General features: G+C 68.4%; 9 protein-coding genes. 1 reads left to right on the top strand and 8 read right to left on the bottom strand.

All coding sequences use genetic code 11. The features are described from left to right. From A5709_RS04770 to A5709_RS04740, 7 genes are all read right to left on the bottom strand, one after another. Positions 1-1170, bottom strand: a 1170-nt coding sequence (locus tag A5709_RS04770; RefSeq protein ID WP_197520080.1) for an ABC transporter family substrate-binding protein, incomplete at its 3' end; no start/stop codon positions are given. A 45-nt stretch (positions 1171-1215) separates the two neighbouring features. Further along, complete coding sequence (gene typA, locus A5709_RS04765; RefSeq protein WP_067946062.1) at positions 1216-3105, bottom strand: translational GTPase TypA; 1890 nt, start codon at positions 3103-3105, stop codon at positions 1216-1218. 159 nt (positions 3106-3264) lie between these two features. Next, complete coding sequence (gene narI / locus A5709_RS04760) at positions 3265-3996, bottom strand: respiratory nitrate reductase subunit gamma (protein ID WP_068118343.1); 732 nt, start codon at positions 3994-3996, stop codon at positions 3265-3267. Then, on the bottom strand, positions 3989-4654 hold the full coding sequence (gene narJ / locus A5709_RS04755; protein ID WP_068007228.1) for a nitrate reductase molybdenum cofactor assembly chaperone: 666 nt from the start codon (positions 4652-4654) through the stop codon (positions 3989-3991). Before narJ ends, narI begins: the two co-directional genes overlap by 8 nt. Then, a complete protein-coding gene (gene narH / locus A5709_RS04750) occupies positions 4651-6267 on the bottom strand; it encodes a nitrate reductase subunit beta (protein WP_068007226.1) in 1617 nt (538 codons plus the stop codon). Before narH ends, narJ begins: the two co-directional genes overlap by 4 nt. Beyond that, entirely contained in the window at positions 6268-9963 is a 3696-nt protein-coding gene (locus A5709_RS04745) for a nitrate reductase subunit alpha (protein WP_068118340.1), read from the bottom strand. Between the two features lie 391 nt (positions 9964-10354). Then, positions 10355-10759, bottom strand: a complete 405-nt coding sequence (locus A5709_RS04740) for a (deoxy)nucleoside triphosphate pyrophosphohydrolase (protein ID WP_067946052.1) — start codon at positions 10757-10759, stop codon at positions 10355-10357. Between the two features lie 24 nt (positions 10760-10783). Between A5709_RS04740 and A5709_RS04735 the strand changes: the two genes are divergently transcribed. Next, complete coding sequence (locus A5709_RS04735; RefSeq protein ID WP_067203848.1) at positions 10784-11068, top strand: 4a-hydroxytetrahydrobiopterin dehydratase; 285 nt, start codon at positions 10784-10786, stop codon at positions 11066-11068. Here the strand turns inward: A5709_RS04735 and A5709_RS04730 are convergent. Then, positions 11065-12159, bottom strand: a 1095-nt coding sequence (locus tag A5709_RS04730) for a mannosyltransferase (RefSeq protein WP_068118337.1), incomplete at its 5' end; no start/stop codon positions are given. The two genes, A5709_RS04735 and A5709_RS04730, sit on opposite strands and share 4 nt — an antisense overlap.

Below are 12159 nucleotides of genomic sequence, written 5' to 3'. Positions count from 1 at the left end.
CGAGTTGCCCTCGACCTTGTACCCGGATCCCTCCAGCAACGCCAGCGCCGCCGGGGTCGTCATCGCGGGGGGCGCGGTCGGTTCGTAGCCGGGGTCGCTGGGGGCCCGGATCTGGGCCTGATCCAGCGTCACGGTGTTGTCGCTGCCCGCGCCCACCGCCGCCAGCAGGTCGACGTCGAGCAGCCCGAGGATCGCCTTGCGCACCTGCGCGTCGGACAACTTCGGCTCGTTGGCGCGCAGGGTCAGTTGCATGACCCGTGGCGTCACGATCCGGGCGGTGCGCACGTCGGGGATGGCGGACAGCTGCGCGAAGGCCGCCGATCCACCGTGCACCTGGGCCACCTGGGTGTCACCGTTGCGCACGGAATCGGCCAGCGCGGCCGGCGCCCCGGCACGCCGGAACAGGATGAGCGCGGGTTTGGCCGGTGATCCCCAGTAGCGATCGTTGCGGGCCACCAGGATCTCGTCGCGCTGCGGATCGATGCTCTCCACCCGGAACTGGCCGCCGGTCACCGGGAGCGCCCGGGCGAGCCCGGCCGCGAAACCGCCCGGCACGTCCTTGACGATGTGCGCCGGAAGGATGTTGCTGAACAGCTCCTTCCACGACGGATAGGGCTGGGCGAAGGTGACCACCGCCTGCTTGCCGCCTTCGAGCGACTGCACGCCGGTGATGAGGTCGTATCCGGCGGGATCGACGACGCCGGGCTGGCTGACCATCTGCCGCCACAGGTACCAGAAGTCGTCGGCGGCGATCGGAGCGTTGTCGGTCCACTGCGCCTCGGGCCGGATCTTGTAGGTCACCGTGAACGGGTTCTGGCTGGTGACCTCGGCCGACTCCAGCAGGGTCGGGTCCATCTCCCAGCGTGAGCCCGTCGGACTGCCGGGGTCGGGCACCGGCCGGAACGCGCTGGGCAGCACCAGCGCGCTGATCGCCGCGTTCACCGGGGACAGGTCGGACAGCAGGTGCGGGTTGAACCCGGCCCCGATCGAGTCGATGCCCATGATGATCTGGGTCGGCCGCGGCGGCGGCGGTGGCGAGTTGTGCGGGGTATCGGTGCTCTGTGGCGCCGGCGGGGGGTTGACCGTGCACGCCGCGAGCGCCAATCCGGCCAGCGAGACGACCACACCCACCGTCACGAAGAAACGGCGGACTCGTCTCGGCATGCCGATCAGGGTATCGAGCAGCTGCCCAGCAGCCCGCCCACGCACGCGCGATTAACCCCGGGCCTTGGCCCGCGCCCGGCTGCGGCCCCGGGTCGTGGCGTCCAGCTCCACCTTGCGGACGCGGACGATCTCCGGAGTCACCTCGACACATTCGTCTTGCGCACAGAACTCCATCGCCTGTTCCAGGTCGAGCTCGAGCGGCTTGGCCAGCGTCTCGATGACGTCCGCCGTCGACGACCGCATGTTGGTGAGCTTCTTCTCGCGGGTGACGTTGATGTCGAGATCCTCTGCGCGCGGGTTGATTCCGACGACCATGCCCTCGTAGGTGTCCTGACCGGGTTCGACGAAGAACTGGCCCCGGTCGGCGAGCTGAATCAGCGCGAACGGCGTGATGGTGCCGCTGCGGTCGGAGACCAGGGACCCGGTGTGGCGGGCCCGGATCTCCCCCGCCCACGGCCGGTAGCCGTCGAACACGGCGTTGGCGATCCCGGTGCCGCGCGTGATGGTCAGGAAATCGGTGCGGAACCCGATCAGGCCGCGGCTCGGCACGATGAAGTCCATCCGGACCCAGCCCGCGGCGTGGTTGGTCATCTCCTCCATGCGGCCCTTGCGGGCGGCCATCAGCTGGGTGATCGCGCCGACGAACTCTTCGGGGCAGTCGATGGTCATCGCCTCGAACGGCTCGTGCAGCTTGCCGTCGATTGTGCGGGTCACCACCTGCGGCTTGCCGACGGTGAGCTCGAAACCCTCGCGGCGCATCTGTTCCACCAGCACCGCCAGGGCGAGCTCGCCGCGGCCCTGCACCTCCCAGGCGTCGGGCCGGCCGATGTCGACGACCCGGATGCTGACGTTGCCGACCAGCTCCTGGTCGAGGCGGTTGCGGACCATGCGCGCGGTCAGCTTGTGGCCCGACACCTTGCCCGCCAGCGGCGAGGTGTTGGTGCCGATCGTCACCGAGATCGCCGGCTCGTCGACGGTGATCCGGGGCAGCGCGTGCGCGTGGTCGGGATCGGCCAGCGTGTCGCCGATCATGATCTCGGGCAGGCCGGCGACAGCCACGATGTCGCCGGCGATCGCCTCGTCGGTGGCGCTGCGCTCGACGCCCTCGGTCGCGAGCAACTCGGTGATCTTGGCGCCGGTGATGACGGGCAGCCCGTCGACCTCGCGCATCCACGCCACCTGCTGGCCCTTGCGCAGCTTGCCGTTGTAGATGCGGATCAGGGCGAGCCGCCCGAGGAAGGCCGACGCGTCGAGGTTGGTCACCAGCGCCTGCAGCGGCGCCTCGGGGTCCCCCGACGGCGGCGGAATGTGCTCCATCAGCACGTCGAACAGCGGGTCCAGGTTGTCGCCGGCGGGCACCTCGCCGTCGGCCGGCTGGGTGGTGCTGGCGACGCCGGCCCGGCCGGACGCGTACAGCGTCGGCAGGCCCAGCGCGTGCTCGGCCGCCTTGGCGGCCTCGTCGTCGAGGTCCGAGGCGACGTCCAGCAGCAGGTCGTGGCTGGCCTCCACCACCTCGGCGATGCGCGCGTCGGGCCGGTCGGTCTTGTTGACGACGAGGATCACCGGCAGGTGCGCGGCCAGCGCCTTGCGCAGCACGAACCGCGTCTGCGGCAACGGGCCCTCGGACGCGTCGACCAGCAGCAGCACGCCGTCCACCATCGACAGCCCGCGCTCCACCTCGCCGCCGAAGTCGGCGTGCCCCGGGGTGTCGATCACATTGATGACCGTCACCGTCCCGTCCGGGTTGTGGCGATGCACGGCGGTGTTCTTGGCCAGGATGGTGATGCCCTTTTCCTTCTCGAGGTCACCGCTGTCCATGATGCGTTCCTGGGTGTCGTCACCGCGGTGGTGCAGCGCCCCCGACTGCCGCAGCATCGCGTCCACCAGGGTCGTTTTGCCGTGGTCGACGTGGGCGACGATGGCGACGTTACGGAATGGCACGTCGGTGATTGTGGCAGCGCGGGGGTATCAAAGGCGAACTGGCAGGTGTGGCCCGCGCGCTGTCCGGTGTGCGTCCAGGGCGGCCCGCCGCGGCGGGTCGGCACCCTGGCGGCACACCGAAAGCCCTGGACGCACGCTCAACGGGCGACCGGGCGCCGGTCACCAACCCCGGCGGCGCGGCGCCGTACCGACCAATTCGCCCTTGGCCACCTCGTCGCGGCTGCGGTAGACGATGTAGGGCCGGAACAGGTAGGCGACGGGCGCGCTGAAGATGTGCACCAGCCGGGTGAACGGCAACAGCGTGAACAACACCATGCCGATCAAGGAGTGCAGCTGGTAGTCCAGCGGGGCGTTGATCATCACCTCGCCGTGCGGCTGGAAGATCCAGATCCGGCGGAACCACAGCCCGACCGTGTAGCGATAGTGGAACTCGCCGCCGTGCGGCCCGGTGCCGATCAGGTCGCAGTACAGCCCCACCACGATGGCCAGCACCAGCACCACATACATCACCTTGTCGCTGCGGGTGGTGGCCATGGACACCGCGGGGCGGGTGAACCGCCGATAGATCAGCAGCCCGATCCCGGCCAACGTCGCGAGGCCGGCGATCGACCCGGCGATGACCGCCTGCAGATGGTAGGCGTGATCGCTCAACTTCAACATGTGCGTCACCCGCGGCGGGACGAACAGGCCCATCACGTGGCCGGCGAAAACCGCCAGGATGCCGAAGTGGAACATCGGACTGGCCACCCGCAACAGCCGCGACTCGTAGATCTGCGAGGAACGCGAGGTCCAGCCGAATTTGTCGTAGCGGTACCGCCACCAGGTGCCGACGACCAAAACCGTCAGCGTGACGTAGGGCGCGATGTCCCAAAACAATACGTTGCTAAACACCTGGCGCTCCTTCGCGTCGGGGCGGCACGGTCAAGTTAAAGGGTTGCAGCCCAACGGCTTCCGCGGGTGGCCCGGCTTGCGCCAGGCGCTCGGCACGGCGCACGTCCTGGTCGGTCGCGGCGGGCAGTGTCGCGCATACCGCCGCCACGGTCGGCTCGTAGGGCGAGTTCGCGTCGGCGAGGGCGCCCCGCAAGACGTCGATGGGGACGCGGTGCTCGCTGAGCAGCCGCCGCCCCACCTCGGGATCGACGGTGGCGGCGAACTCGAGCACGACGGGCAGGTGATCGGGCGCCTCGGCGCGCGGCGGCGGCACGCCCGCTTCCCGGTAGGCGGTGGCGAATTCGACCATTTCCCGGCCGCGGTTGCGGGTATCCCCGGCGGTCCAGTACGTCAGGTACATCGTGCAGTGGCGCCGCATGTCGAATGTCGCGACGTAGTCCATCGCGGCGGCCATCGGCTCGCGGGCGCGCAGCGCGGCCGCCGTCTGTCCGAGCAGCGTCGCCTCGGGCCCGTCGATGTGGCTGAGCAGCTCGTCGACGGTGTCCAGCCGCGCCGCCAGCTCGTCGTCCGGGTAGGCCAGCAGCAGCGATGCCGCCTGCCAGACCAGTCGGTCCTGCAGGGTGTTGGCGCGTCCGCGGCGCCCGGCCAGCAGCCTCATCGGTTCTGCTCTTCGGGAAACATTCCGGCGGGCACCTGGCGCCCATCCCAGTTCAGCAGGTTCACCCGCGCCCGGCCGTTTCCGGCCGCCTCCCCGTCCGTGTGCTTGAGCGCGTGGAACGTCTCCACGGAAACGGGTACCGGGTCGCCCGACTCGTACATGCCCGGGCCGCCGTCGCCCGTCAACGAGCAACCCATCTGTTCGAGATCGCGGGCCTGCGGGCTGAACGCGGTCGGAATGACGTAGCGCTCTTCGTATTTGGCGATGGCCAGCAGCCGGTACATCTCGTAGATCTGCTCTTCGGTCATCCCGACGGATTGCGGTATGTGCGGCTGGGTTTCGCGCCCGAGATTGATGTCGCGCATGTAGGAGCGCATCGCCGCCAGCCGCCGCAATACGCCCTCGACCACGGCGGTGTCACCGGCGGTGAACAGTTCGGCCAGGTACTGCATCGGGATGCGCAGGGCGTCCAGCGCGCCGAACAGGTTGCCGAGGTCCTCCCCGTCGTGACCGTCGCGGCTGACCGCGTCGACCACCGGCGACAGGGGCGGGATGTACCAGACCATCGGCATGGTGCGGTATTCAGGGTGCAGGGGTAGCGCGACCTTGTAGTCGTTGATCAGCGCGTGCACCGGGGAGCGTTGGGCCGCCTCGATCCACTCGTCGGAGATGCCCTCCGCGCGCGCGGCCGTGATCACCTCGGGATCGTTCGGGTCCAACAGGATTCGGCGCTGCGCCTCGTAGAGGTCGGTTTCGTTCTCCACCGACGCCGCCTCGAGCACCCGATCCACGTCGTAGAGGACCAGGCCCAGATACCGCAGCCGCCCCACGCAGGTCTCCGAACAGATGGTCGGCAGCCCGACCTCCATCCGCGGATAGCACAGCGTGCACTTCTCGGCCTTGCCCGTCTTGTGGTTGAAATAGACCTTCTTGTAAGGACATCCGGAGACGCACATCCGCCAGCCCCGGCAGCGGTCCTGGTCGACCAGCACGATGCCGTCCTCGCTGCGCTTGTACATCGCACCCGACGGGCATGACGCCACGCAGGAGGGGTTGAGGCAGTGCTCGCAGATCCGGGGCAGATAGAACATGAAGGTCTCTTCGAGCGCGAGTTTGACCTCCTCGCCGACCTTCTTCAAAATCGGGTCGCCCGCCAGGATCTCCGGCGACCCGGCCAGGTTGTCGTCCCAGTTCGGGCCCCAGGAGATCTTCATCCGTTCGCCGCTGATCTGACTCTTGGGCGCGGCGGTCGGGAAGGTGTCACCCGCGGGTGCGGTGGTCAGGTTCTCGTAGTCGTAGGTCCAGGGCTCGTAGTAGTCGTCGATGAGCGGTAGCCGCGGGTTGGCGAAGATGCGCAACAACTTGTGGAAGCGGCCGCCGTCGCGCAACCGCAGCCGGCCCTTCTTGTCGCGTATCCAGCCGCCGCGCCACCGCTCCTGGTCCTCGTAGGTGCGCGGATAACCTTGCCCCGGCCGGGTTTCGACGTTGTTGAACCACACGTACTCGGTGCCGGAACGGTTGGTCCATGCCTGCTTGCAGGTGACCGAGCAGGTGTGGCAGCCGATGCACTTGTCGAGGTTCATCACCATCGCCAGTTGGGCCATGACCTTCATCTAGTACGTCACCTCCTGGCTGCGGCGGCGCACCACGGTGACCTCGTCACGCTGGTTGCCGGTCGGTCCCATGTAATTGAACGCGAACGCATGCTGGCCGTAGCCCCCGGCGAGGTGACTGGGCTTGATCCGAACGCGGGTCAGCGCGTTGTGATTGCCGCCGCGTTTGTTGTTGGTTTCGGTGCGAGGTGTGTCCACCGTGCGTTCCTGCACGTGGTAGACGAACACCACACCGTCGGGCATGCGGTGGCTGACGATGGCCCGGCACACGTAGATGCCGTTGGCATTGACGGCCTCCACCCAATCGTTGTCGCGGACTTTGAGTTTGGCCGCGTCGCCGGGGCTCATCCACATCGTCGGCCCGCCCCGGGACAACGACAGCATGTAAAGGTTGTCCTGGTAGGTGGAGTGGAACGACCACTTCGAGTGCGGTGTCAAATACCTTACGGTGAGGCCGATTCCGTCTTCGGTCGGGCCGAGCTCGGGCTGACCGAACAGCCGCGTCATGTCCAGCGGCGGACGGAACACGGGCAGGTGCTCGCCGAGTTCCTCGACCCAGTCGTGGGCCAGGTAGAAGTGCATCCGGCCGGTCAACGTGTGGAACGGTTTCAGGTTTTCGATGTTGATGGTGAACGGCGCGTAGCGACGCCCACCGGTTTCGCTGCCCGACCATTCCGGGCTGGTGATCACCGGGACCGGGCGCGCCTGGGTGTCGGCATAGCTGATGCGCCGCTCCTCGCTGCCCTCGGCCAGGTGCGCCAGCCGTTGACCCGTTCGCTTCTCCAGTTCACGGAAGCCCTCGACCGCGAGCCGGCCGTTGGTCGTCCCGGACAGCAGCAGCAGCACGTCGGCCATCCGGGCGGCGGTGGTGATGGCCGGACGCCCCGCCGCCGCACCGGAATTCATAACGCCGAACTTGGCCGCCAGTTCCTCGACCTCCCGGAACGGGTGCACGGTGATGCCCTTGGTGGTCAGGCCGAACGTCTCCACGAGCGGGCCGAGGGTCTGCCACTTGTCATAGATTGCGCCGTAGTCGCGTTCCACCACGGTGAGCCTGGGCATGCTGCGCCCGGGCACCGGCGTCGCTCCGGTGTGCAGCCAGTCTTCTTCGGTGCCATCGGGATAGGCCATCGCGTCGGGGGTGTCGTGCTGCAGCGCCGTGAGGACCACGTCGCTGCGGGTGCCCAGGTGACGCTTGGCCAGCGCGCTGAAGGCGCGGGCGATCGCGCCGAAAGCCTCGAAATCCGAACGGGTTTCCCAGGGCGGATCGGTCGCGGCGCTGAACGCGTGCACGTACGGGTGCATATCCGTGCTGGAGATGTCGGCCTTCTCGTACCAGGTCGCCGCCGGGAGCACGATGTCCGAGACCAATGTCGTCGAGGTCATTCGAAAATCGATCGACATCATCAGGTCGAGCTTGCCCTCGGGGATGTCCCCCTCGCACACCACGTCAGCGGGCGGCATCCCGTCGGCCGGCGGCTCGGCCTGCACGTTGGAGTCGGTGCCCAGCAGGTGGCGCAGGAAGTACTCGCCGCCCTTGCCCGACGATCCGATCAGGTTGGCCCGCCACACCGTAAGCACCCGCGGCCAGTTGACCGGATTGTCGGGATCGGTGACCGAGAGCTTGAGCTTGCGGTCGCGAAGCTGCTCGGCGACGTAGTCGGCGACGTCGCGGCCGGCGTCGCGCGCCTCGTCGGCGACGTCCAGGCTGGACCGGTCGAACTGGGGGTAGAAGGGGCTCCAGCCCATCGCCGTAGCGGAGGCCAGCAGATCCATCGTGTGCTTGCCGGCGAACCGGCCGCGACCCAGTGGGCTGGCAAGCTTGTCGGCCGCGTAGCCGTCGTAGCGCCACTGGTCGGTGTGCGCGTACCAGTAGGACGCACCCGGCACCTGCCGGGGCGGGCGCACCCAGTCCGTCGCCATCGCCATCGTCTGAAATCCGGTGAGCGGACGCACCTTTTCCTGGCCGACGTAATGGGCCCAGCCGCCGCCGTTGCGCCCCATCGACCCGGTCAGCATCAGCAGCGCGAGCACCGCCCGGTAGATGGCGTCGCCGTGGAACCACTGGCAGATCCCGCTGCCCATGATGATCATGGACCGGCCACCGGATTCCTCTGCGTTGCGGGCGAATTCCTTCGCGACGCGGATGGCCTGCGCGGCCGACACGCCGGTGATGGTCTCCTGCCACGCGGGGGTGTTCTGCTGGGTCGGGTCGTCGTAACCGGTGGGCCATTCGCCGGGCAATCCCGGCCGGGCCACGCCGTACTGGGCCAGCATCAGGTCGAAAACGGTGCACACCAAGTGCTTGCCGACGCGGCGCACCGGGACACCGCGCGCCACGGTGGCGCCCTCGCCGTTGATCGTGTCGAAGCTGGCCAGGTGCACCAGCGCGGTGTCGTCCTCGCCGTTGCCGTGCGCATTTCGCACGCTGAGCGCCGGCACCAGCACGCCGAGGTCGAGGTTCCACTTACCGACGCCGTCCTCGCCGTAACGGAATCCCAGTGAACCGTGCGGCACGACCACCGAGTCGGTGGCCTCGTCCCACACCGCCGGTTTGAGCGCCGCGTTCTCGACCGCCTCACCGAGATCTGCCGCCGTGAGGTTCTTCCCCGGCACCAGCATGTCGCCGCGCTCTTCCAGCTTGATCAGGAACGGCAGGTCGGTGTAGCGGCGCGCGAAGTCGGCGAAGAACGGAACCTGCTTCTGCACATAGCATTCCGAAAGAATGACGTGCCCCATCGCCATCGCCAACGCCCCATCGGCACCGGCCGCGCACGGCATCCACTCGTCGGCGAACTTGGTGTTGTCGGCGTAGTCGGGGCTGACCGTCACCACCTTGGTGCCGCGGTAGCGGGCCTCGGCCATCCAGTGCGCGTCGGGGGTTCGGGTGATCGGCACGTTGGAGCCCCACATCATCAAATACGAAGCGTCCCACCAGTCTCCGGATTCGGGGACGTCGGTCTGATCGCCGAACACCTGCGGCGAGGCCACCGGCAGGTCGGCGTACCAGTCGTAGAACGACGTCATCGGGGCGCCGATCAGTTCGAAGAACCGCGACCCCGCGGCGTAGGACACCATGGACATCGCCGGGATGGGTGAGAAGCCGGCGACCCGGTCGGGACCGTAGGTCTTGATGGTGTGCACGTGCGCGGCGGCGATCAGCTCGGTGGCCTCGGCCCAGGTGATCCGGATCAGTCCGCCCTTGCCGCGGGCGCGCTGATAGCGCCGTCGACGTTCGGGGTCCGCCTGAATGTCGGCCCAGGCGAGCACGGGATCGCCGAGGCGCGCCTTGGCTTCCCGGTACATCTCGACCAGCACGCCCCGGGCGTACGGGTACCGCACCCGGGTGGGCGAGTAGCTGTACCAGGAGAACGATGCCCCGCGCGGGCATCCGCGCGGCTCGTATTCCGGCCGGTCCGGGCCCACCGATGGGTAGTCGGTTTGCTGCGTTTCCCAGGTGATGATCCCGTCCTTGACGTAGATCTTCCAGGAGCAGGAACCGGTGCAGTTGACCCCGTGGGTGGAACGCACCACCTTGTCGTGACTCCACCTGTCGCGGTAGAACACGTCGGCCTCGCGGCCGCCCCGCCGCGTCACCGTGCGCAGGTCGGCCGAGAACTCGCCGGGTGTGAAGAACCGCCCGCTGCGTTCCAGCAACTCCTCGAGCGCTCCACCAACGTGTGGTGTGAGAGTCAACAGGTATCCCTTCTACTCCGTATCACTGCGTCGTAGCCGGGCCGTCGCTTCGACCCCAGATGCGTCGTGTTGGGCGCCGGCCCGTCGCTGCATCCGCCCGCGCCATGCCGCGTCGGGGGCGCCATCGATGTCGGGGGCCCGGAGCACGCACCCGCATCGGGTGCGGGAGAAGGGCCTATCACCTCCGCCGTACGCGGCCTGCTAACGAAAATCCGTCTGCTCAGCATGGGTTTTGCGGACCAGATGCGTCCGGCGCGGATGACGGGTCGCCGCCGGCACGCACTCCAGGTCAAGTCGTTTACTACAAGTTCACGTTGGGTTTATATCTCCAAGTTCACCCTCGTGACCTTCTGCGGCGCTGAATGTCAGCTGCCGAAAGGCTGTGGACTTGTTATGAGACCCCGCCGGCCAGCGTCCGTACCAGGTCAGCGACCCAGGCGCGGTCGGCGGGCACCCAGTCGACATCGGCCAGCTCGGCCGCCGTCACCCAGCGCACCGCCCGGTGGTCACGGGCGTGCGGTTGGCCGCCGAGCAGGTCCACACGGTAGGCGCGCAGCGTCATGCCGTCCAGCGCGATGTCGTCGCCCAGGCGGTCGCCCACCGCGACGTCGCCGGCGGTCACACCCAGCTCCTCGGCCAACTCCCGGGCCAGCGCCTCGGGCTCGGTCTCACCCGGCGCGACCTTGCCGCCGGGCAGCTCCCAGCGTCCGGCCAGCTCGGGCGGCCGGACGCGCTGCGCCACCAAGACACTGGCGCCGCGGATGACCGCCCCGGCGACGACGATCTGGGTCGGCATGGCCAGACGGTATACGGTCGAGACATGGCTGTGTTAACGGATGAGCAGGTGGACGCCGCACTGCCCGATCTCAACGGATGGGAGCGTGTCGACGGCGCGCTGCGCCGGTCGATCAAGTTCCCGAGTTTCCTGGCCGGCATCGACGCGGTGCGCCGGGTCGGCGAGCACGCGGAGAGCAAGGACCATCACCCGGATATCGATATCCGTTGGCGGACAGTTACTTTCGCTCTGGTCACGCACTCCGAGGGGGGCATAACCGAGAAGGACGTGGCCATGGCCCACGACATCGACGGGATCGTCGGGAGCTAGCCCTCCGACGTCGCCCGGTCTTCGACCGTCACGCCAGCGCGACGTTCGGGAGAGCGGTGACCGGCGGCGGCGATCCAGGCCAACGTCGCCACGGTCGCCACGATGTAGATCAGGCCGGCCCACGCCAAGTACCACGGCCGGCTGATCTGCCAGATGGTCGGCTGAGCGAAGAGCAGCAGCCACGGCACGCCGACGATGGTCAGCGCAAGCCAGCCCCACCCCACGATCCGGGCGCCGCGCCGCTCGCGCAGCGGCCCGTGAATCGCCCAGATCATCAGCGGTACCAGCCATACCCAGTGGTGAGTCCAGGAAATCGGCGACAGCAGCAGCCCGAACAACTCCACCACCAGCAACTTGCCCAGCCGATCGGTCGGGTCCAGCACCCGCCAGGCCAGGACGGCCAGCACCGCGGTGACGGCAATGGCGGCCAGGACCGGCGGGCCGAAGCCGGCGTCGTGGCCAAGGATCCGGGAGATGCCGCCGCGCCAGGATTGATTGATCGACGTTGCGATGGGGCCCACGCGATGCGCGTCGCCCAGCAGTTTCGTGAAGTAGTAGCGCGTCTGGTCCCCGGCCACCATTGCCGACACGCCGATGGTGGCCACGAAGACCACGAAGGAGAACGCCGCCGCGGCCCACCGCCGGACGCCGAGCAGGTAGACACCGGCGATCGCGGGCGTCAGCTTGATTCCGGCCGCCACGCCGACCAGCAGCCCCGACAGCCACCACCGCGTCGTCAACACGGCCAGCAGCACCCCGAGCATCAGCAACACGTTGACCTGCCCGTAGTCGAACGTGCTGCGCAGCGGCTCGATCCAGATCGTGACGGCCGTCCACGCCATGGCCATGCGTCGCCCGTCGGCCCCGGCCGCCACGCCGATCAACCGCTGGCTGATCCGGATCGCGGCGTACAGCGCGGCCATCGTCGCGACCTGCCACGCGAAGGCGACCACGCGGAAGGGCAGCAGGCTCAGTGGGTAGAACACCACCGCCGCGAAGGGCGGATAGGTGAACGGCAGCGGGAAGTTCGGCGTCTGATCGGCGTAGACGTAGCTGTACAGCGTGCCGGGATGGTCGAGCGCGGCGGCACC

This window comes from Mycobacterium sp. E1386, from assembly GCF_001672745.1.
In the GTDB taxonomy this organism is placed as follows: domain Bacteria; phylum Actinomycetota; class Actinomycetes; order Mycobacteriales; family Mycobacteriaceae; genus Mycobacterium.
Note: the sequence above shows the minus strand (reverse complement) of the source record. Positions and strands in the feature narration are given on the sequence as shown.